This is a genomic window from Mucilaginibacter hurinus (assembly GCF_003324525.1).
Classification (GTDB): Bacteria; Bacteroidota; Bacteroidia; order Sphingobacteriales; family Sphingobacteriaceae; genus Mucilaginibacter; species Mucilaginibacter hurinus.
This window is the reverse complement of record NZ_QGDC01000001.1, coordinates 437,222-458,920: the sequence shown is the minus strand read 5'-3', so window position 1 is coordinate 458,920 and position 21,699 is coordinate 437,222. Positions and strand designations below refer to the sequence as shown.

Sequence of the window (21,699 nt, the reverse complement as noted above, 5' to 3'; positions counted from 1 at the left end):
TCATACATGAAAATTAAATGAAACAACGCTAATAAAAAAAATATGTTCAATTTCAATTATCAAAAACCAAAAGTGATCTCAGAGATCGGCTGTAACCATATGGGGCAGTTCGAGATCGCTAAAGAACTTTTGTTTTTGTCAAAAGCCTGCGGAGCAGATTATGGCAAGTTCCAGAAAAGGACAAACAAAGAACTGCTTACCGAAGAGCAATATAATGCTCCCCATCCCAACCCTTATAATTCATATGGAGACACATACGGTGCACATAGGGAATATCTTGAATTTAGCCAGGATCAACATGCTGAGTTAAAGAAGTACTGTGAAGAAATAGGGATTGGCTATGCTACATCTGTATGGGATACAACTTCTGCACGTGAAATTATCGAAATCGGGGCCGAATTGATAAAAGTTCCTTCTGCATGTAATAATCATTACGAAATGCTTACCATGCTACGTGATGGATACGAGGGCGATGTTCACCTTTCAACTGGCATGACTACCAAGGACGAAATAGAAGAAGTAGTTAAATTTTTTGAAGAAACCGGTCAGGCTAAAGACAGGCTGATTGTATATAGCTGTACGTCAGGGTACCCCGTTCCGTTTAATGACCTTTGCCTTCTTGAAATAAACAACTTGTATGACAGGTATGAAAGCCGTGTGAAGGCCATTGGTTTTTCGGGTCATCACCTGGGTATTATGGCTGATATTGCTGCTTATACTTTAGGTGCACATTGGATAGAACGTCACTTCACTAAAAACCGCGCATGGAAGGGTACTGACCATGCAGCTTCGTTAGAAGTATCCGGTATGCAAAAGCTTGTTCGGGATCTTCACCATGCACACGAGGCTTTAACGTATAAAAATACTGAGATACTTGATATAGAACGTGTACAACGCGATAAACTGAAGTACCGTAAATCGTAAAAATAAGTATATGGCAGTAGCCTTTATTCCGGTACGCGGCGGCAGTAAATCTATCCCGCTTAAAAATATAAAGTCGTTTTGCGGGAAGCCGTTGGTTTATTGGTGCGCCAAGGCGTTACAAGATAGCCAATCCATTAGCCGTATTGTTATTGCTACTGATTCAGACGAAATAAAGAAAACGGTCAACACCTTTGGGTTTTCAAAACTTGAGGTATATGATCGTGAACCCCAAAACGCTGCGGACACATCGTCTACTGAAGACGTGATGCTTGAATACCTGCATAAAGGGTTAGCATCGGCTGATGACTTATTCTTATTAGTTCAGGCTACTAACCCATTTATAACAACTGAGGATATCGAATCTGCAATAGAGCAGATGAGCGCTGAGAATGCTGATTCGCTCTTAACCTGTGTGCGTTACAAACGTTTTTTCTGGAATGAGGACGGTACACCTATCAATTACGACTACCGCAACCGTCCGCGTCGCCAGGATTTTAAAGGAGAACTGATGGAAAATGGCGCATTTTATATATCAAAGGTTAAAAATGTGCTTGAGGATAGTAATCGTCTGTCGGGCAAAATAGCGGTTTACGAAATGCCCGAGTATACCGCTTTTGAAATAGATGAGCCTGATGACTGGGTGATAATGGAGAAGCTGTTCGGAAAGTATATTTTAAAGCAAACAACAACAAGACCTTTGAAGCCGGTTAAGCTTTTCCTGTCCGACGTGGATGGCGTGTTAACTGATGCGGGCATGTATTATACTGAGAGCGGGGATGAGTTAAAAAAATTTAACACCCACGATGGTATGGGTTTTAACCTGTTGCGCCAATGCGGTATAAAAACGGGAATTATAACCACTGAGAATACCCAAATGGTTACCCGTAGAGCAAAAAAGCTTAATCTCGACTATGTTCATCAAGGGAAAGGCTTTGGATCCAAGCTGGATATAGCGTTGGAGATATGCAAGCTTGAAGGCATTGGTATTGATGAGGTGGCTTATATTGGAGATGACATTAATTGTATCGATTTATTAGGGGCAGTTGGTGTTAAAGCCTGCCCGACAAATGCTACGCATCGTGTAAAAGCTATACCTGGTATACTACAACTTAATACCAAAGGTGGCGATGGCGCAGTACGGGAGTTTGTAGAGTGGCTATTTGCCAATAGTTTTTGTACTGCACCTGAGCCAGTGGAATTAAAGAAAGACAAATGGGCCTCGTAAAAGGTCTGCATTGACAAATAGATGAAAATTTTACATGTTGCTTCGTTTGACGGTAATATAGGTGACAACGCCAGCCATATAGGCTTTCACTCGCTTCTATCTCGAGTGATGGATGAGGGCACTTACTCTATTGAACAACTGGAGATACGTAAGTTTTATAACAATTATACACTGCCGGACAAGCATCGGTTTGATGACGATTTTGCTACGCTGGCTAATAGCTACGACCTGCTATTTATCGGCGGGGGGGGGTTTCTTGATTTTGACATTAAAGGTAGCCCTACTGGTACTACCATTGGTATTTCACCATCGATACTCGATAAGATAAAAGTGCCAGTTGTTATCTCAAGCATCGGGTGTAATCCCCGTAATGAAATACCTGAGGGTAATATCAATAAATTTAAAGACTTTTTAGATAGCTATTTAGGGCATAGTAATCGCTATTTGGCTGTTCGTAACGACGGTTCAAGAGAGGTAATACGCGAAGTTATTGGTGAACACTACTACAACGCTATCCCTGAAGTGCTTGACCATGGTTTTTTTTATGATAACGACGGAAGTTTTTATCGCCCTACAGAGAAAGATTATATTTTAATTAACACTACGTCCGACCAGGTGCAAATGAAGAATCGGCTACTGGGTGAGGTGGATCAAGATAGCTATGTTGATGAAATGGGCAAGGTGATAAGCCATATAATCGACAACACGCCTTATGATATAGTTTTTGCGCCTCATATATATAGTGATTATAAGGCGATTGACATACTGTTAAAGAATGTAAATGATTTTCATCTCCGCACCCGTATAGTTGTAGCCCCCTATGTGCAAGGCGACTACGGATGTAACCAAATATTCTCAGCTTACAAAAATAGCGCACTGGTATTGGGTATGCGGTTTCACGCTAATGTGTGTACTATTGCCATGAACACGCCTGGGATAGGTCTGGGCGCGCTCGACAGGGTTTCTGGTTTATATAGAAGCCTCGGTATGGATGGCCAATTTGTCACTGTAGACCAGCCATTCAGCAACGAATTGATTACGGGTATGGGCAAGTATATTAAAACGCCGGGAATTAATACAACTAAGTTAGCCGAAATGAAAGCGGATATGATAGATTACTATCATAAGATACTGAACGCGTAACCACTATAAAGGGATAATAAATATCCTTGGGCAATGACCAAATATGTTTAAAAGGGAAAAAGACATTTATTACAGCCTGACCAGTAAGGAATTTCAAAACGTATTAAGTTTTTACTACGACGATGAAATAAAGCGGTCTCCCGTTAAAATGTTCTTTAAGCTTTTCTCTTACACCCTCCGTACATCGTTAAAAAACGTTTTATTAATGTTTAAGCCGGCAAAGAAGGTAAGCGATAAAGAGATTTATCAAAACCTTCAATTGCCCTTTTGGTATCATATCAATTCTCGCAATAACCGCCATGCGGTTGATTTTATTTTCAGGCACTTTTCAGATCGGTCGGTATATGTCACTTATGGCGCAGCCGAGTTCACTGATGAAAAGATAGATCTGAAGAGACTGGATGTGCCGCGACCATCCTGGAAAGCCATACTGTTCACTTATTATATCTTTTTTAGCCCTAAATATTCCTTCAGGCGTTGGCGCATAATTAATGACACATTTCATTTATACAGTTTCTATAAGAAGATATTAGAGAAGTATCGTCCGCAAGTGTTATTTTTTTCGAACGATCATACTGCGAGTTCTCGTTCGCTTATAATAGCGGCTAGAGATGCCGGTGTCAAAACCATATACTTGCAACATGCTACAGTAAACAAGTACTTCCCACCCCTTAAATTCTCTTTGAGTTTACTGGATGGAGAGTATTCCCGCGTAATTTATGAGTCTATTGCCCCCACCCAAGGAAGGATTGAATGTTTGGGAATATCGCGCTTTAAATTGCGCGAAGAGCTTATTGTTAACCGCGAGGGTACAGAAGTTATTGGATTGGCGTTCAACATGCGCGATTCTATTGAGAAGATAAACGCGCTGCTTAATTATTTAATAACTGCTCATCCCTCAAAAAAAATTATTATCAGGCAACATCCCCGTGAGAATCGTACATTGAATTTCCAAGCTGGTCAAAATATTTCTTTTTCCGACTCAACAAACGAGGATAGCTTTATATATATTAATAAGCTGGATATGCTTATCAGCAATAATAGTTCGATATTACTTGAGGCTGCAGTATTAAATGTTTTTCCGGTTCAATACAATTTATCAAACGGGGAGCAAACAGACAGTTACAATTATATCAAAAACGGTATCGTTACTGAGTGTGTTAATTTTGAGCAGTTAGATCTATTGATTGCGAATAAAAATGCCGAACATTTTTATTACAGAGAAAAGGCCAGGTTCTATGATGCCTCTATTAACACACCTTACCAGTTTTCTGTGCAGAAGAAGGTTATAGAAGTTATTGAAGATTTTATCAGAAAAGAATGTTTAAGCCGGTAGTCACTATAATAATTCCCACATATAAAGATTGGGCCAGGTTGACGCTTTGTATAGATGCACTTGAGAAGCAAACTTATCCTGCAGAGCTCATACAAGTCATCATTGTAAATAATGCTACAGACAGCACGCCTGACAACTATTATATACCTGCTAACTGCACAATTATTAGTGAGCATAAGCCAGGATCTTACTCCGCACGTAATGCCGGACTTAAGCTTGCAAAAGGTGAGATCATAGGTTTTACAGACTCAGATTGCATTCCATTACCGGATTGGATAGAATCTGTGGTTAGTGTTTTTGCCACCAACCCTGATATAGACCGTGTGGGTGGTAGAGTAGAATTATTTTTTGCCGGCGCTGAGCCGCTTCCTATTGAACTTTACGACACCATATATTCGTTCAGGCAGGAGGAAAATGCTGCATATGGAGCATCAGTGACAGCCAATATGTTTACTCGTAAAAAGGTGTTCGACGAGGTAGGAGCGTTTAATAGCGAGCTTTTTTCAAGTGGTGATGTAGAGTGGGGGGTAAGGGCAAACAAAGCGGGTTTTAAATTGAAATATGCCGATAATGTTGTTGTAAAGCATCCAGCGCGTGATAGTTTGACGCAAATGATCAAAAAAACCCGGCGACTGGCTTCAGGAAAATGGAAACGTAATAAACCCGGGTATGTTCAGGAAATTTTTGGAATGATTTATAAACTACGCCCTAAAAAAGCTGAGTGGAAGAAGATTGCCAGGAACGGACAACATTTATCATTTGCCCAGCGCTTAAAAGTATTTGGAATCAAATGGTACCTGGATTCGGTACGGGTGTTTGAGGGGCTTAGACTGCTTAACGGTGGCAAGCCCTACAACGATGTTTAACTAAAAAATGAATTGTACCGTATGAAAATTGTTTACGTAACATCCAGTGAAATTCCATCCAGGGCGGCCCATACCGTACATGTGATGAAGATATCCGAGGCCTTTGTAAAGAATGGGCATACACTGAGTTTAATAATGCCCGTTAAGAACAGTGAGCATGCTACTTCCGCGGAAATATTTAAATTTTATAATGTCGCGCCTGTTTTTAAAATTATACCTTTTTTATTTTATAAAATAAAAGGCTATAGCATTATAAACCCTGTGCGAATGGTATTGCTGATAAAAAAGGAAAAGCCTGCAATTGTTGTTTGCCGGGCTATCGGCGTAGCCATATATGCTACGTTGTTGGGCGTAAAAGTTATTTATGACGCACACAATAACCCTGAGCGATTCGTAGGATATCGCAGCTACTTGTTACGACGTTTTTACAAATCAAAAAATTTGATAAAGTTAACAGTGGTTACCGAAACGCTAAAGCAACTTTTTATTAAAGAAGGCATAGCCGCCAGTAAGCTATATATTGTACCTAATGGTACCAATGAAGTAACCGACCATACCAAAATTGACGCTATAGCTAACAGTGGGAAATTAAATATTGGCTACACCGGGCATTTATATCCAGGCAAAGGTATGGAGGTAATCGCAAAAGTTGCACCTCATTTACCTGAAGTGCTGTTCCATATAGTAGGAGGTCGTGACGAGGACATAAAAATGTGGCAGGACAAAATGAAACTGGATAATGTTATTTTTCATGGTTTTATTCAGCAGCACGCGCTTTCTTCATACCTTAATAGTTTTGACATTTGCGTGTTGCCAAACTTGAAAAGTGTCTCTACAATGAATAATGAGGATATAGGGAACATTACCTGTCCGTTAAAAATGTTTGAATACATGGCCCATAAGAAGCCGATGATAGCGTCAGACCTACCCGTACTCCGTGAGGTTTTAAACGAAACAAATGCCGTTTTATGTAATCCTGAAAATCCGCAGGAGTGGGTAGATGCAATCAAAAGCCTTCAGGAAAATATCGACCTCCGACAATCGCTTGCTAATAATGCTTATGAACTATTCAAAGCAAATTACACCTGGCAGAAGCGTGCACAAAAATTGGTAGACGGTATTAATAGCATATAAAAAAAGTATCACGATGAAAATATCTTATGCGGTGTGGGCGCAAATTCCATCTAAGGCGGCACATAGCCTCCACTTCATGAAGCAGTGCCAGGGTCTGGCTGCAAATGGGGCGGATGTGGTGTTCATATTTCCTGCAAACGACACGAATATCGAGATGTCTGATTGCGAAATATTCGATTACTATAATGTAAAGCCGTGCTTTAGACTAAAAAGAGTTGCAGTAAAGAAGTTGCCAGCGAAGAAACTGTTTTACAGTATAGAATTGGCAAATTATGTGAAACGGAGAAGTGGGCTTTTTTTTACTCGTGATCCGGATCTGGCTTCAGTTAGCGTTTTCTATAGACTGAGAACGATGCTTGAATTGCATGCAACACTTGATTCATCATTGATGCGTGCTAAGCATGTGTGGAAATACTTAAGAAAACTACTCCTTAAAAGTGAGTACCTTGTTCAAATAATTGTGATCTCCGAAGCATTGAAAAAGATCTTAGTAAAGGAGGGCATAAAGTCAAATATAATTAGCGTTTTGCATGACGCGTCTGATATACCGATTGCGGTTGATCCAGTAATATTTAATGATGCTGGCCGTTATACGGGCGAAATTGGTTATATTGGACATTTATATCAGGGTAAAGGAATTGAGATTATTCTTAAAATTGCTCCTATGCTACCAACTGTAAGATTCCATATAGTCGGAGGTTTAGATGCGGATATATCATATTGGAATGGAAGAGCGCAAAATGAAAATATTCAAAATATTGTATTTCACGGTTTTGTAAACCAAAGGGCCATTAGTGCTTATATCGTAGCCTTTGATATTTGTCTGTTACCCAATCAAAGATCAATAAAAGTATATGGTAATAGTAAGGCAAATATAAGTGATATTACCTCTCCGCTAAAAATGTTCGATTATATGGCGCATGGAAAAGCTATCATCTCGTCAGATTTACCAGTTTTAAAAGAGGTGCTAAATGATAGTAACGCAATATTTTGCAATCCCGATAATCCAAGGCAATGGTCGGATGCAATTGAATATCTTTTACAAAATAATCAAAGGAGAATAGAGATTGGACGTAATGCGTATTTAGACTTTGAACGTTATTATACTTGGAAAAAAAGGGGTTCCCAAATCATAAAGCAAATTAAATGAATATATAAACTACTTTGATGAATATTTTAAAAATCATAAACTATGTAACAAGAAAAGTAGATCATGTTAGAAGCTCGATATTGCGTTTTATATTAAAAGTGACTTTAAATAAAAGGTTAAAATTGGGTGGCATTTATATTGGTAGGGGCTTTTACTATAGTGTATCTTCGAAGCACTGTTTTATTGATATCGGAGATAAAGTGCATTTTCGTAAATATGCCACCTTGCGTGTTCGCGAGAATGCTACCCTGCTTATAGGCGAAAATGTTTTTTTTAATGACCATTTGTCTATAAACTGCCATGGATATATTGCTATTGGCGCCAACTGCATGTTTGGAGAGAATGTAAAATTATATGATCACAATCACCGCTTTAGAGATAAAGAGAAGCCCATTATTGAACAAGGATTTAGCATAGGAAAGATATCTATCGGACATAACTGCTGGATTGGATCAAATGTTGTAATTTTAAAAAATGTAGTCATAGGAGATAATGTTATTATAGGTGCAGGTTGTGTGGTGGTGAGCCATATTCCGTCAAATACTATCGTAAGAAATTCATTGGACTTAGTTACCGAGAGATTTTAAATCTTAGCGTGAGCATTTGTAAATCCTGTATACAAGTACTAATATAGATTCTAACTTTGCATATTGAGATCGCTTTAGTTTTATAATCACTGTATTCACTAAATAGTATTACAAACAATTGACAAAGCACTCCCCATAAAAATTTGCCCGCATGATCACGAAAGGTGAGTTAAGTATTGAGTCGAAAAAACAAAGTTTTTATAGCAAAGCCGTTAATGATATTTCAAGTACGAATTTGTTAGTGGATATACCGCTTACTGTTCGTATCGGGATCATAATATACTTTTTCCTATATCAGTTTTATTTTCCGATTAGACTAATTGTGGAAAATAGTGGTGGGTTTGAATATGTACTACTGCGTATAATTAAAATACTGAATGATTTCCTATTGCTCGTCCCGATTATGTTTAAATGGAAGGGTGTAGGTTTACTTCATCCGTTTGTATGGTCAAATTTGTTTGACATTGCGAAAACTTTTAAGCAGCCAGAAAGGTTCATTGCGCCGTTCCTAAGTTCTAACGGTGTAATCACCCAACAAGCAGTGATACCAAGCCCGGGGCTTTCCCCTGAAATGAAGTTGGCTTTGTTGTCAACGGCGGCTTTATTGTGCACATACCTTGGATATTTTATCACAAAAAAACAAAAAATAGATTTAAAATATAAACTCCCGTCACCCGCTATTCGTGACAGAATTGTGATGTGGGCGTTTATTTGTTCAGCTATAGCTCTGGGATTCTTTCTCAGTCGCGGTGGCTTGCAGGCATGGATAAATAGCTGGGGTCTGGCAGGGAGCCGTTCAGCCGCTATGGAAGGCTTCGGTCCTATATTGGCCTTTGTTGGGGGATTATATTACATCCCCACTTTATGGATATTATCTCGTAATAAAGCCGCACTGAGAGATCCTTTCTTTTGGCTTTTTGCAGTTGTGTTCGCTTTTTGCAGTTTTTTAGCTACAGGTTCACGTTACGGAATACTACAAGCTTTGACAACATACTTGATGGCTTGGGTTTTACTTAATAAAGACTTTCCTTTTGTAAAAGTGATATTAGGAGGCTTTATATTTTTGATCCTATTTGGTGTGCTTGGTAAGTTAAGAACTTCAGCCACCCATAATAAAAGCGAAGCAGATTGGAGTGTTTTAAATGAGGATATCTCCTCATATTTGGAATATTCTAGTACCGAGGTTGAAAAGCGTTCTAAAGAAAAGCCGGATGTGAAAATTATACGCCGGGTGCCTGAGGAGGTAGATTACCTGTATGGAACTTCGTACTTGTACCTGATAGCAACTTATGTTCCGCGCGCTCTTTGGGCAGATAAGCCGCACTCTGGTGCGTATTACACTGGATATAGAATATTTAATGTTAACTGGAGCATCCCCCCTTCAGAGATTGGAGAGGTATATTTCAATTTCGGGACATTAGGCCTACTACTATTTTTTATAATGAAAGGGTGTGTTTTTAAGATTTTCGTTAACAGTTTTCGTAGATATCATAAATATGCGGGGGCGGCAATGATATATTTTATGTTTGTTTTTACAGCGGGCTCATTTTCCAGCCTAGGACTAGGAGACTTCCTTAGAGAGGTGGTGTTTGTCTTAGTGGGGCTAAAGTTTTTACGACTTCTTTAAACACTGGACATTAACCATGATCATCTCCATCTTACTCTACAAATACTACGAAAAGCCTATTACCGATTTGCGGGACAGGCGTACCAAGGTTAACGTACCTAACTGATAATTTTTATAGCGTCATGCCAAAAAGAGTTCTTTATTCTATTTATCAAACAACTAACCATTCAAATGGTGGAGTAAACAGCATGACGCAAATATTGGAGCAGGACGCTGACCTTGAACCTGTAATTCTTACAAACCGTGAAGGTCCGTTTAACGCGCGCTGGAAGGCGAGGGGCTGGAAAATAATCAAGAGCAATATTAAATGGGGTAGTAAAGACAGTAAGCAGGGTCGTTTGGCAAAAATTGCCGATATTATAAAATCTAACTACCTCGCCTACCGGACGTTAAAAAGCAATAAGTTAAAGGCGCTATATTGTAATGATATTCAGGGGTTCTGGTGTGCTTACTTTGGTGGCCGTATGGCCGGTGCAAAGGTGATATTCAATCTTCGTGACACCAAATCGGCCGATGAACTTTCGTCATTGAAAAAATGGACATTTATAGCGCAAAAGGCAGATATTATAGTAGTATTATCTGAAGAAATGAAAGATTTTGTGCTTAACAAACTGCTTGATGGTAACGGCAGCCAAAAGATCTTTGTTACTTATAGTATTGTAAAGCACGATTTATTTAAACCAGTTGATAAACCGGAGTCGGATCGGCTGCGGGCCGAGCTGGGCATACCATTAAACCAGTTTGCGATTAGTTATGTAGCGGCATTCAACGAGAAGAAGGCTCAGCTTCCTTTTATACAACAGGTAGTTTCAAAATTTAAAGACACGGCCGACGCGCATTTTTATTTTATAGGTGATTTTCACCCTGATAGTAATGATTATGCACGCCAATGTCTTGATGCAGTTAAAGAAATGAATATTGAGCATCTTGTCAGCTTTATCGGTCATGATAGCCGTATGGATCGCTGGTATAAGGTGAGCGACCTGGTAGCCATAGCATCTAACAAAGAAGGACTGGCGCGTTGCATGATAGAAGCTATTAGTTGTGGAACTCCGGTAATATCATTTGATGTTTGCAGTGCCCGTGAAATATTAGAGGAGCGCGAATGTGGTGAGGTCATCGGCATGAATAACTACGACGATTTTTACCAAGCTATATTACAATTAAAAAACGAGCCGGCCCGGCTAACGCAATATGGCAAAAACGGCGTCGCCTTATCTAAGGCACTGTTCAGCAAGGATGCCGTAATGGAAAAATATCAAAATATATATAACAAGATTGCTACATTTGTATGAAAAGTGCTTTAAGATTAACTTTATTATAAAATGCAGCGGCGCAAATTACTTTTTTTCTGTTCTAAATTTGGCGGTGGCGGAGCAGAAATGCACCTTTTGCGCATAATTACTCATACGGATTTTGCGAAGTACGAAGTTCATTTAGCCCTTACGCGTGATGGCGGGAATTACGAAGCCCGGCTACCTCAGGCTATTGTTGTTCACCATCTTACAACAGGCGTAACATCTTCGCTAAAGGCTTTGCTAAAATCATACTTGCCTCTTAAAAAGCTGATTGACCAACTTAAGCCTAGCGCTGTGATATCTATCATGGACCCGCAAAACCTAATGCTAAGTTATCTTAAGCGGAAATTGAAAAATGCGCCACCTGTAATATTGTGCTGTCAGAACGCCCCGGTTAAAAGTTTATCAAACGAGGGTTTGCGAGGTAAACTATATCTGAATTTGATACCAAAGTGGTATAACGCTGCGACGGAAATAATAGCTATTTGCGGCGGCGTCAAGCAGGAGTTGATCGATAAGCTACGAATCAGAGTACCTGTAAAAGTGATATACAACGCCGGCTATGACGAGGATAGTTACTTGTTAAAAAAAGCTGAGCCGCTTGATAATACGTATGTACGGAAAGACAACCAATTAATAGCCTGTGGGCGGCTGCATAAACAAAAGGGATTTGATATATTGATTGAAGCATTGGCGCTTGTAAAACAAAGTGTTGATTTTAACTTATGGATACTTGGCGAGGGCGATGATAAACAAAAATTAATGGAGTTGCGGGACGCAAAAGGCTTAACGGAGAATATACGCTTTGCGGGCTTTCAAACTAACCCTTACCAGTTTTTTGCCAATGCGGACGTATTTGTGCTGTCGTCACGCTGGGAAGGTTTCGGTAATGTAATAACCGAGGCCATGATTTGTGATTGCGCTGTAGTGTCTACCGAATGCGATTTTGGACCTAACGAGATAATAAAACACAATAAAGAAGGCTTATTGGCAAAGGTAGAAGACGCAGTTAGCCTGGCTCAAAATATACAAGAAATATTAGTAAACAAGGAATTGCAAGAGCAATTGCGGATAGCCGGCAGGGAACGCGCCACACACTTCAGTTCCTTAGCTATAAGCAGGCAGTATTTTGAGGCAATTGATGAAGTGATCAACAATAAATAGTACCACAATGAAATTATTGCACGTTTACGATCATGATTATTACGAGAAGGACGGCGTATATTATAGTTCGAGTGTTAACGGTAAAAAAGCTTTTGAGCCTTATTTGCTCCATTTTGATTCTGTAACAGTTCTCGCGAATCTTTCCGATAAGGAAGTTGATTTTTCTAAACTTGACGTTTCAAGCAGTGAAAACATCAATTTTGCATTTGCAGAAAATAAAAGGCTTTTCGGAAATTATGTTAAAAATTACATAAAAGAGGATGCGTTTGTAAAAAAACAGGTTCTTGAGCATGACGGCGTTGCAGTAAGACTACCGAGTGAATTAGGGTTATTTGTTATTGAAACTGCCAGAAAGTACAATAAGCCTTATGCCATAGAAGTGGTAGGTGATGCGTGGGACTCATATTGGTATCACGGTTCATTAAAAGGAAAGGTGATGGCCGCTATTACTGAGTGGCGTACTAAGCGCGCACTTTGGAACGCTAAGTTTGCTATCTATGTAACCCAATATTATTTGCAAAAAGCTTACCCCATGAAAAAGGGCTTAAGCAGAAACGCATCAAATGTTGTTCTGCCTGACCAGCAGGATATTGAAATATATAACAGGCATATAGAAAGATTAAAAAACCCGCCTGCAAAATTGCGATTTGGCCTGATCGGCACCTTAAACGTAGCTTATAAAGGTTTGGAGGAATCGCTGCTGGCTTTAAAGAGCTTAATAAATGTTATACCTGATTTTGAGATCCTGTTTGTTGGCAAGGGCGACATCGCTTATCTGCAAAACCTGATAGATAAGCATAATATGGGTAGATATGCTATTATAGTCGGTAAAATTTCGTCGGGCCAGCCGGTTTTTGATTTCTTGGATAGTTTGGATGTATATCTGCACCCGTCAAAGCACGAGGGATTGCCCCGTGCGGTTATTGAAGCGATGAGCAGGGCATGTCCTGTACTGGCATCGTCCATAGCAGGCACGCCTGAGCTTTTGCCGGCTAAATATATTCATAAACCCGGCGACCATAAAACTTTGGCCCAACATATAAAGCAGGTAATTACCAATAAGGCAGAGCTATGCAGTATGGCTAAAGAAAATTTCGAAAAATCATCAGAATACAGCTTCACCGAGATAAGAAATAAGAAAGGCAGTTTTTGGGGCGAATTCAAAAAGTACATTTTACAAACTGAGCGATAACCTAAGTTAAAATGAGAATTTTACAAGTTGGTAAATACTATCCCCCATATAAAGGTGGGATAGAAAATAACACACGGCACTGCAGTGAGGAGTTATCCAAAGACCACGAAGTAATTGTTTTAGTTTTTAATACCAACTCGCAAACGGTTGAAGAGGAAGTAAACGGAATAAAAGTGATAAGGGTGGGAAGTATGGGCAACCTGTTTTCGCAGGAACTCACTTTTAAGATGATTAAGTACATCAAAGGCCTAAAGCCTGATATTATTCACTTTCACGCACCCAACCCGGTTGGGATGGTTTCAATACTTATAGGTGCGCCAAAAAGCGCAAAAATAGTTGTAACCCATCATACAGATATAGTAAGGCAAAAGTTCTTAAAAAAGATAGTACTGCCGTTATACAAGATACTGCTTAAGCGCACTGCTCGTATTATTTCTTATACGGATAAATACCCGGCACATTCAGATGAGTTGGTAGGGTTTGAGGATAAATTTTCGACGGTTCCAAACGGTACCAGCGAAAAACCTTTTATGGATGAATTGCTTATAGCCAAAGTTGCTGCTGATTTCAGAGATAAATATACAAAAGGCGCACCTACGGTTGCTTTTCTGGGCAGGCAGGTAGCGTATAAAGGGATTGACCTTATTATAAAAGCGATAGCAAGAACTACCGATGTGCATGCTCTTATTGGCGGCCACGGCCCTGAATTAAAAAACAACAAACAGCTGGCTCATGATCTGGGCATAGCGGATAGAGTACATTTTGTTGGCGAGATAAATGATTTTAACAAGGGCGGATTTTTGCACGCAAGCGATATTTTTTTACTGCCTTGCACCAACCGTACCGAATCATATGGCCAGGTATTGGTTGAAGCCCAGCTTTGCAAGTTGCCAACCATTGTTTCTGATGTTGGCAGTGGGGTGAGTGAGGTTACACAACATAACGAAACAGGGTTGGTAATACCGCCTAACAATGTTGACGCATTACATACTGCAATAGTTAAACTGATCAATGATCCGGAATTACGCACCAGGATGGGTGACGCGGGCTATATAAGGGCAAAAACAAATTACGTGGAAACCGTAACGGGACCTTTACTCAGGAAACTGTTTAACGACTTAGCCTAGGCCGCTGCTTTACTTAATACTATTGCCTTGTAGCTGCAATTCATTTTTCTTGTCAATCTGCCTGCTTTTTATCACTTCATCGCTTAAATTAAGCAGCTTGTTACTTTTTTTGGACGGATTAGTCATCTTATTTCCGGTTAAATTACCCCGTATGAAACCATCTGTCTGGCGGAAGTAGAGATTTGTATTGTTTTTGATAACAACATTGTCAATAATCACATTGGCGTAACGCATGCTAAAATCCACATTATTATTACCAGTCAGGGTCAAATTATTAATCAGTCCCCCCGGTACCATTTGCAGTAGTTTGCTGCCTGTTATTTTGTTGTTGGCGAACGTTACATTCTCCAATATACCACCTTTAAAGTAAAGCTTGCTTCCCGCGGGTACAAGTGCGCCCGGAGTTGCCTTCAAATACCAGTTTGTGAGCTTCAAGGTTAACGTTGTTGCAGTAGCGCTAACTATCTCATACATGCCCACGTTATTAATTTTTATAAATGAGCCGGCGATATACGTGCCCTTGTCTATTGGCGTATACTTAACAACTACATTACTATTAACTTTAGGCTGTGTAAAACTCGTCGCGGCTACCACAGGCGTTCTTTTAAAAGCGTATGATCGTATTTTTCCCAAGGCTATATCCCCGCCACTGTACTCAGGTTTAACCTCTATCTCGTTATCCCTGATGGTGACGTTTTTCATATAAGGGTCGGCGCCGCTTAAATTAACTACATAGGGGTATGATTTTTTTGTGCGGTAGCTTTTGCCATACACGTTATAATCGCTCAGTATAATTTTGTTATTGGCTACCAATAGGTTTGAAAAAGTTTGTTTGCCTCCGTTCAGCCGGTCAGTCCCCGGGTCGTTGCCAAATAATATGGCACTGCCAAACGCATCAACAATAGTATTGTTTTTTACTATAAAACCATCAAAGGTAACGTCGCCATCAGATACAGTGGTAAATGCAATACCATTGGCATGTGGTTTTTTAATATAATTATTAGTGACAGTTATATTTTTGAGCCAGCTGCCCCCACCCGCCACAAACTGTTTTGACTCGGCGTTTGAGATGCAGTTATCCACTAATATATCTTCTGTTTTTGAGGCAAATGAACTCAGGTTTATAGACCACATATCTTTACCCTTGCCGTTATTAGCATCGGGATGCACCCATTTTCCACTGTCAATAAACTCAATACGTTGTATTTTCACATTCCGGATATAATTTGCCGGTCCACCCTTAAAAATTATCATGCTGAAGTAGTCTATCCATTTAGTAAGGTTGTAATCCAACGTCATGTCACACAGCTCAACATTTTCTATATTCCTTTTAGGATGCCCGCTTTTATCGAAGTTTTTTGTGGAGATGGCCCACATCGCTTTAACCTTTTTATAGTTTGATTTGATAATGGTTTTTCCCATCCCATCGCCAAAGTATTTACGGTTACTTATCACGTCTACGGTGGACATAAGATAGGTGCCCGCCGGGAAATAAACGTTACCCATTTCCTGCGCTTTTCGTACAATATCGCTGCAATCCTTAAATCCGGTGTTATCAGCGCCCAGGCTTACCACGTTAATCGTAGCGATAGCATTTTGTTTTACCGGTATAGACGGGCTTAAAGCGGGCAATGTATAGCCCGGGTTTGTTGTAAACACTACAAGGCAGATAAGCAAAAAGGAACAGCATGTATATTTGAAAACGCGCATAGATGATAATTATATAAGTAAAGTTACAAACGTTTTGACCCTATCTAAACATATAGGTTTAATAATGTTTTTGGCGTACAGCAGTATATTTCATTACTTTAGTGTTATGGAAGAACAAAACGATAACCAGCTTAACATTGAGCTGACGGAAGATATAGCAGAAGGGATATACTCAAACCTTGCCATTATAACACATTCAAACGCTGAGTTTGTGCTCGACTTTATACGGGTAATGCCGGGCGTACCTAAAGCAAAAGTAAAATCGCGCGTTATATTAACACCCGAACATGCGAAGAGGCTGTTGAGTGCTTTGGAGGATAACATCGAGAAGTTTGAAGCTGTTAACGGTCGTATTAAAATACAGCCGGAAAACCCGGGTTTCCCCATGAATTTTGGTGGTACGATGGGCCAGGCGTAACAGTTTTTAGCCTTATTATTAATATAAAAAGCGTTATGGCATTTGCCATAACGCTTTTTTATTTACCTTATAGTAGGTATAACTGAGCGAGTCCGGAGTTGTTCTAAAGTCCCCCCCGGGGGGTTAAGCCCAAAGATTTTCGGGGTAGGTGCCATTGTTCACCAGTTCCGAAATACTTTCCTGCACTATAGGTTTATCCTCCTTGTAAGTAACACCAAACCATTTGTTGGCCGTAGGGATTACTTTAAATTTAGCGGTTCTGCTTTTTATCAGTTCATCAGCTACCAGCGGGATAAAAAACTCCGCTTTCGGGTTCCCCTCGTTTGCCTCAACAAACCGTTTAAACATCGGCTCGCTTTGTTTAAAAACTGCCGGTGTAAAGCCCCAGAAGTTCATTGATACACGGGTATCGTTAGCTAACGGGTATTCCACACCACCCTCTTCGTACACTACGCTGCCGTCTTCTTTAAAATACACCTGGGTGCGCTCGTTTATCTCTATCATATTGCCGTCCTCAACCTTGCATACCCCGCGCGATACCGAGCCATTCTCTGACAGGGTTTTGTCTATCTGGTAACCTACCAGTGAGTAGGTATCATCAGCAGCTTCAGTGGTTAAAAATTTGGCCATCTTTTCAAAGGCATCATAACCGTAAAAGTCGTCGGCATTTATTACGCAAAAAGGCTCATGCACCTGGTTGCGTGCTGCCAGCACGGCATGGGCCGTTCCCCAGGGTTTGGCACGTTCTACTTCTTTATCAATACCAAAAGGCTTCAGGTCAAAACCCTGGAACACATAATCTGTCTCTACCCTACCTTTTAGCTTGGGCTCAAACTTGGCTTTAAACGCCTCGGCAAACTCCTCGCGGATGATGAAGCTGATTTTGCCGAAGCCGGCTTTAATGGCATCGTATATGGAATAATCAATAATCGTTTCGCCGTTGGGGCCAAAGCCGTCAACCTGTTTCATGCTGCCATAGCGGCTGGCCATGCCCGCGGCTAATATTAATAATGTTGGTTTCATTGTTTTATGTAATTTTAGCGGATGTATAATATATGTTGCGATAAAGTTATTTAGGGGAATAACTTATAAAGGCAGTTTAAGTTGCTAATTTAATATCAAGTCAACTTAAATAATATGTTATTTTTAATGATTTGAATTGATTATTATAAATATTACAACATATTTAAGCGAAAATATAAAAAATCCGACAATTAGGCATCGTTTCAGCCGAATAATATGAACATTAGCTATATAACCACATACGATGCCCGGGATGTGCACCAGTGGTCGGGTTTGGGTCACTACATAGCTGCGGCTTTACAACAACATGCCGAGCTTGATTTTGTAGGGAACCTCGATACATCAATCACCGGATACTTACGGCTTAAAGCTTACATCTACAGTAAAATGGGCCAGCGGTACCTGTTTGACAGGGTACCTTTGCTGGTGCGCGGCAACGCCGTTAAAGCCGAAAGGAGAATAAAACCTGATGCCGATATTATATTTTCACCGTCATCCTTGCCTATCAACCTTATCCAATCCGGCAAGCCAAAGGTATTTTATACCGATGCCACGTTTGCGGGGATGATCGACTTTTACCCATATTTTACCAACCTGGCTGCCGAAAGCATACGTAACGGCAATAAACTTGAGCAGGCTGCATTTGATAACTGTCAGTTGGCTATTTACTCGTCAGAATGGGCGGCTAAAACCGCGATAGATTATTACAACGTAGATCCGGCCAAAATCAAAGTAGTGCCTTTCGGCGCCAATATTGAATGCGATCGTGTGCTGGCAGATATAGAAAGCATCGCAAATAATAAGGATACCGTTACTTGCCACTTGCTTTTTTTAGGCGTGGAGTGGGACCGTAAAGGCGGTGACGTAGCTTTGGCGATAACGCGGGAGCTTAACCAGCGGGGAGTACCTGCCATTTTACACATTGCCGGCATACAGCCGGATTTTTTTAAAGAGCTCCCGCCATATGTAAAAAACTATGGCTTCGTTAGCAAAAGCACTCACGAGGGACAGCAGCTTTTAAAAAAGTTGTTCACCCAAAGCCATTTTTTATTATTGCCGTCAAAGGCCGACTGTACGCCTGTTGTGTATGCTGAAGCCAATTCTTTCGGCCTCCCGTGTATTACAACTGATGTAGGCGGCATCCCTACCATGATAAAGGATGATATTAACGGTAAAATGTTTTCGCTGTACGACAACCCGGAATTATATGTAAACTATATCCAAGCCGTCTTTCGCGACAGTACCCTTTACACCGAATTATCGCGCTCATCATTTAATGAATATGCAACCCGGCTTAACTGGGATGCATCGGGCAAGGCTTTAATGGCTTTGTTAAATGCTTTATAATTTATTGTGCGTAATTTAGCGCGCAATGGGTTATAATAGTTTACAAGCCTGCGTAGCTGATCTTGAAAAGCATGGCCGCCTGATAAGAATAAAAGAGGAAGTTGACCCTTACCTGCAAATGGCGGCTATACACCTGCGTGTTTTTGAGCACGGAGGACCGGCTATATTATTTGAAAATGTTAAAGGAAGCAAATTCCCGGCATTATCCAATTTATTTGGCACGCTCGACAGGTCGAAGTTTATTTTCAGGGATTCGCTTGAAAAAGTAAAAAAGCTGGTTGATGTAAAAGGCGACCCGTTACAGGCGCTAAAAAATCCTTTTAAATATGCCGATGTAGCGCTAACAGCGTTGTCGGCCTTGCCTTTAAAGGGCGGGGGCGGAGCGCCCATAAAGTTTGGACGTACACAAATAAGTGAACTGCCGCAAATAGTAAACTGGCCAAAAGACGGTGGACCTTTTGTAACGATGCCGCAGGTATATACTGAAGATGCGGATAAACCAGGAGTTATGAATGCTAACCTGGGCATGTACCGCATACAATTGGCCGGTAACGATTATGTACTAAATAGTGAGGTAGGATTGCACTACCAGTTACATCGCGGAATAGGTGTGCATCAAACCAAGGCCAACGCCAAAGGGCAACCGCTTAAAGTGAGTATATTTATTGGTGGCCCGCCGTCGCACCCGGTGGCTGCTGTAATGCCACTGCCGGAGGGATTGTCAGAGATGACATTTGCCGGAGCGTTGGGCAACCGAAGGTTCAGGTATTATTATGATAATGAAGGTTTTTGCATATCCGCAGACGCCGACTTTGTAATTACCGGCACAGTAATGCCACACCACAATAAACCCGAAGGGCCGTTTGGCGATCATCTTGGTTACTATAGTTTAACACATCCTTTTCCGTTGATGAAGGTGCACAATGTGTATCATCGTAAAAATCCTATCTGGTCGTTTACGGTAGTAGGCCGGCCGCCGCAGGAAGATACCAGCTTTGGCGCGCTTATACATGAGATAACGGGTTCGGCGCTGCCGCGGGAGATACCCGGATTGCACGCTGTTAATGCAGTGGATGCAGCGGGTGTGCATCCGTTATTATTTGCCATTGGCAGCGAGAGGTACACACCTTATATTAACGAACGTAAGCCCCAGGAGATACTTACCATCGCTAATCACATATTTGGTAAAAACCAGTTAAGCTTAGCCAAATACCTTTTTATTGCGGCCAAAGAGGATGATCCGAAACTGGATATTAACGATATTGGCGCCTTCCTGAAACATGTTTTGCAGCGTGTAGATCTCACTCGCGACCTCCACTTTCACACTAAAACCACTATCGATACACTTGATTATACCGGCAGCAGCCTTAATTCGGGCAGCAAGGTTGCCGTAACTGTCGCCGGGGATGTTAAACGTGAGTTGTGGACAGAACTCCCTGTTGATTTCAGTATACCCCGCCCTTTTGTAAATTACCAAATGGCCTTACCGGGTGTGCTGGCATTGGAAGTGCCAAATAACATCCGCGCCAGCGATACCGAGCTTATCCTGGAAATATTACAGGAACACCTCACAGGCAAACACCTGCCGGGCCTGCCACTGATAGTATTATGTAATGATGCAGCTTTTACCGCGCAAAACGTAAATAACCTGGTTTGGGTAACCTTTACACGCAGTAATCCGTCGCATGATATTTATGGCATCGACAGTTTTACAGAACATAAGCACTGGGGCTGTCATGGGCCGCTTATTATTGATGCGCGCATAAAGCCGCATCACGCGCCGGTACTGGAAAAAGACCCCGCGGTAGAAAAACTGGTGGATAGGATGGGCGAAAAAGGTGGTGCCTTGTATGGAATAATTTAAGGTTTACCGATCCCGGCGTGTAACCAACTTCTAGCTGCTCCTATTTCTGGAAACGGTTTAAGATGATTGTTTACTGGACCATATTGGCCAACTCTACTGAGGTTTCATAGCTCCCGCCTTTAAACCTCGTCACTTTATCGTCCAGGCAAACTGTATCGGTTTTTCCTGAAGTGTAGTTGAGCAGTAGCTTCACCCTTACATTCGGCTCATATCCATTATCAATTCGCTTAAGCGCGTATAACAAACCGGTTAAATTGTCAAGTTGGGCTTTTTCGGTGATAGTCCGCGTTTTCCATTTGTCTTGATAATAAGTGTCAAACCGGTCGCAGGTAATGTTAAATGCCGTCTCCGTCTGGTATGATATCGCCTCAACAGTAGCCGACTTAACTTCGTCAATTTGTTTTTTTCCTTCGCAAGCGGCGAGTAATGCAGTGCCTGCTAATAAAAGCACATGAGCTATTTTCATAAGATATTGCCTTATCTGTCAAAAATAGTGTTTTTAAAATAGTTAAGCCTACGGCTAATTGAGCAAGATACGGGTTTTACCACGGGGATTACAGTTTA

Annotated in this window: 19 protein-coding genes; 16 read left to right on the top strand and 3 right to left on the bottom strand. The window is 40.9% G+C overall.

Features of this window, described 5'->3' with window-relative positions:
• The first annotated feature begins 42 nt into the window (after positions 1-42).
• From DJ568_RS01980 to DJ568_RS01920, 13 genes are all read left to right on the top strand, one after another.
• Positions 43-924, top strand: a complete 882-nt coding sequence (locus tag DJ568_RS01980; protein ID WP_114003550.1) for an N-acetylneuraminate synthase family protein — start codon at positions 43-45, stop codon at positions 922-924.
• Between the two features lie 10 nt (positions 925-934).
• Complete coding sequence (locus tag DJ568_RS01975; protein ID WP_114003549.1) at positions 935-2,149, top strand: acylneuraminate cytidylyltransferase; 1,215 nt, start codon at positions 935-937, stop codon at positions 2,147-2,149.
• 21 nt (positions 2,150-2,170) lie between these two features.
• Complete coding sequence (locus DJ568_RS01970; RefSeq protein ID WP_114003548.1) at positions 2,171-3,292, top strand: polysaccharide pyruvyl transferase family protein; 1,122 nt, start codon at positions 2,171-2,173, stop codon at positions 3,290-3,292.
• Between the two features lie 43 nt (positions 3,293-3,335).
• On the top strand, positions 3,336-4,628 hold the full coding sequence (locus tag DJ568_RS01965) for a glycosyltransferase family protein (RefSeq protein ID WP_114003547.1): 1,293 nt from the start codon (positions 3,336-3,338) through the stop codon (positions 4,626-4,628).
• Complete coding sequence (locus DJ568_RS01960; RefSeq protein WP_114003546.1) at positions 4,613-5,494, top strand: glycosyltransferase family 2 protein; 882 nt, start codon at positions 4,613-4,615, stop codon at positions 5,492-5,494. The genes DJ568_RS01965 and DJ568_RS01960 overlap by 16 nt, the downstream gene beginning before the upstream one ends.
• A gap of 21 nt (positions 5,495-5,515) precedes the next feature.
• Positions 5,516-6,628, top strand: a complete 1,113-nt coding sequence (locus DJ568_RS01955; RefSeq protein ID WP_114003545.1) for a glycosyltransferase family 4 protein — start codon at positions 5,516-5,518, stop codon at positions 6,626-6,628.
• Between the two features lie 13 nt (positions 6,629-6,641).
• Positions 6,642-7,778: a glycosyltransferase gene (locus DJ568_RS01950; protein ID WP_114003544.1), complete on the top strand. Its 1,137-nt coding sequence runs from the start codon at positions 6,642-6,644 to the stop codon at positions 7,776-7,778.
• 17 nt (positions 7,779-7,795) lie between these two features.
• Entirely contained in the window at positions 7,796-8,365 is a 570-nt protein-coding gene (locus DJ568_RS01945) for an acyltransferase (RefSeq protein WP_114003543.1), read from the top strand.
• Positions 8,366-8,516: 151 nt separating this feature from the next.
• The gene (locus DJ568_RS01940) at positions 8,517-9,992 is read left to right on the top strand and encodes an O-antigen polymerase (protein WP_114003542.1); all 1,476 of its coding nucleotides are present in this window, start codon (positions 8,517-8,519) and stop codon (positions 9,990-9,992) included.
• 122 nt (positions 9,993-10,114) lie between these two features.
• A complete protein-coding gene (locus DJ568_RS01935) occupies positions 10,115-11,287 on the top strand; it encodes a glycosyltransferase family 4 protein (protein ID WP_114003541.1) in 1,173 nt (390 codons plus the stop codon).
• A gap of 30 nt (positions 11,288-11,317) precedes the next feature.
• Positions 11,318-12,454 (top strand): glycosyltransferase, encoded by a 1,137-nt coding sequence (locus tag DJ568_RS01930; protein WP_114003540.1) that lies wholly within the window; start codon positions 11,318-11,320, stop codon positions 12,452-12,454.
• A 7-nt stretch (positions 12,455-12,461) separates the two neighbouring features.
• Positions 12,462-13,646, top strand: a complete 1,185-nt coding sequence (locus tag DJ568_RS01925) for a glycosyltransferase family 4 protein (protein WP_114003539.1) — start codon at positions 12,462-12,464, stop codon at positions 13,644-13,646.
• Between the two features lie 11 nt (positions 13,647-13,657).
• Positions 13,658-14,773 carry a glycosyltransferase gene (locus DJ568_RS01920; protein ID WP_114003538.1) on the top strand — a complete coding sequence of 372 codons (1,116 nt, stop codon included), beginning with the start codon at positions 13,658-13,660 and terminating at the stop codon, positions 14,771-14,773.
• Between the two features lie 9 nt (positions 14,774-14,782).
• Here DJ568_RS01920 and DJ568_RS01915 read toward each other — a convergent pair whose 3' ends face one another.
• A complete protein-coding gene (locus DJ568_RS01915) occupies positions 14,783-16,432 on the bottom strand; it encodes a glycosyl hydrolase family 28-related protein (protein WP_158534851.1) in 1,650 nt (549 codons plus the stop codon).
• A 157-nt stretch (positions 16,433-16,589) separates the two neighbouring features.
• Here DJ568_RS01915 and DJ568_RS01910 point away from each other — a divergent pair, with 157 nt between their 5' ends.
• Positions 16,590-16,901 carry a DUF3467 domain-containing protein gene (locus DJ568_RS01910; protein ID WP_114003801.1) on the top strand — a complete coding sequence of 104 codons (312 nt, stop codon included), beginning with the start codon at positions 16,590-16,592 and terminating at the stop codon, positions 16,899-16,901.
• A gap of 123 nt (positions 16,902-17,024) precedes the next feature.
• Here DJ568_RS01910 and DJ568_RS01905 read toward each other — a convergent pair whose 3' ends face one another.
• Positions 17,025-17,924, bottom strand: a complete 900-nt coding sequence (locus DJ568_RS01905) for a nucleotidyltransferase family protein (RefSeq protein ID WP_114003536.1) — start codon at positions 17,922-17,924, stop codon at positions 17,025-17,027.
• Positions 17,925-18,140: 216 nt separating this feature from the next.
• On the opposite strand from DJ568_RS01905, the gene DJ568_RS01900 reads away from it, so the two are divergent.
• Both DJ568_RS01900 and DJ568_RS01895 read left to right on the top strand, forming a co-directional pair.
• Positions 18,141-19,271: a glycosyltransferase family 4 protein gene (locus DJ568_RS01900; RefSeq protein WP_114003535.1), complete on the top strand. Its 1,131-nt coding sequence runs from the start codon at positions 18,141-18,143 to the stop codon at positions 19,269-19,271.
• 25 nt (positions 19,272-19,296) lie between these two features.
• Positions 19,297-21,135, top strand: a complete 1,839-nt coding sequence (locus tag DJ568_RS01895) for a UbiD family decarboxylase (protein ID WP_114003534.1) — start codon at positions 19,297-19,299, stop codon at positions 21,133-21,135.
• Between the two features lie 70 nt (positions 21,136-21,205).
• Here DJ568_RS01895 and DJ568_RS01890 read toward each other — a convergent pair whose 3' ends face one another.
• Positions 21,206-21,601, bottom strand: a complete 396-nt coding sequence (locus DJ568_RS01890; protein ID WP_114003533.1) for a hypothetical protein — start codon at positions 21,599-21,601, stop codon at positions 21,206-21,208.
• Positions 21,602-21,699 lie beyond the last annotated feature (98 nt).

What these genes read in the sequence shown, in the direction of transcription:
- DJ568_RS01980 (WP_114003550.1), top strand. Translation starts at nt 43, where the DNA reads ATGTTCAATTTCAATTATCAAAAACCAAAAGTGATCTCAGAGATCGGC.
- DJ568_RS01975 (WP_114003549.1), top strand. Translation starts at nt 935, where the DNA reads ATGGCAGTAGCCTTTATTCCGGTACGCGGCGGCAGTAAATCTATCCCG.
- DJ568_RS01970 (WP_114003548.1), top strand. Translation starts at nt 2,171, where the DNA reads ATGAAAATTTTACATGTTGCTTCGTTTGACGGTAATATAGGTGACAAC.
- DJ568_RS01965 (WP_114003547.1), top strand. Translation starts at nt 3,336, where the DNA reads ATGTTTAAAAGGGAAAAAGACATTTATTACAGCCTGACCAGTAAGGAA.
- DJ568_RS01960 (WP_114003546.1), top strand. Translation starts at nt 4,613, where the DNA reads ATGTTTAAGCCGGTAGTCACTATAATAATTCCCACATATAAAGATTGG.
- DJ568_RS01955 (WP_114003545.1), top strand. Translation starts at nt 5,516, where the DNA reads ATGAAAATTGTTTACGTAACATCCAGTGAAATTCCATCCAGGGCGGCC.
- DJ568_RS01950 (WP_114003544.1), top strand. Translation starts at nt 6,642, where the DNA reads ATGAAAATATCTTATGCGGTGTGGGCGCAAATTCCATCTAAGGCGGCA.
- DJ568_RS01945 (WP_114003543.1), top strand. Translation starts at nt 7,796, where the DNA reads ATGAATATTTTAAAAATCATAAACTATGTAACAAGAAAAGTAGATCAT.
- DJ568_RS01940 (WP_114003542.1), top strand. Translation starts at nt 8,517, where the DNA reads ATGATCACGAAAGGTGAGTTAAGTATTGAGTCGAAAAAACAAAGTTTT.
- DJ568_RS01935 (WP_114003541.1), top strand. Translation starts at nt 10,115, where the DNA reads ATGCCAAAAAGAGTTCTTTATTCTATTTATCAAACAACTAACCATTCA.
- DJ568_RS01930 (WP_114003540.1), top strand. Translation starts at nt 11,318, where the DNA reads ATGCAGCGGCGCAAATTACTTTTTTTCTGTTCTAAATTTGGCGGTGGC.
- DJ568_RS01925 (WP_114003539.1), top strand. Translation starts at nt 12,462, where the DNA reads ATGAAATTATTGCACGTTTACGATCATGATTATTACGAGAAGGACGGC.
- DJ568_RS01920 (WP_114003538.1), top strand. Translation starts at nt 13,658, where the DNA reads ATGAGAATTTTACAAGTTGGTAAATACTATCCCCCATATAAAGGTGGG.
- DJ568_RS01910 (WP_114003801.1), top strand. Translation starts at nt 16,590, where the DNA reads ATGGAAGAACAAAACGATAACCAGCTTAACATTGAGCTGACGGAAGAT.
- DJ568_RS01905 (WP_114003536.1), bottom strand. Translation starts at nt 17,924, where the DNA reads ATGAAACCAACATTATTAATATTAGCCGCGGGCATGGCCAGCCGCTAT.
- DJ568_RS01900 (WP_114003535.1), top strand. Translation starts at nt 18,141, where the DNA reads ATGAACATTAGCTATATAACCACATACGATGCCCGGGATGTGCACCAG.
- DJ568_RS01895 (WP_114003534.1), top strand. Translation starts at nt 19,297, where the DNA reads ATGGGTTATAATAGTTTACAAGCCTGCGTAGCTGATCTTGAAAAGCAT.
- DJ568_RS01890 (WP_114003533.1), bottom strand. Translation starts at nt 21,601, where the DNA reads ATGAAAATAGCTCATGTGCTTTTATTAGCAGGCACTGCATTACTCGCC.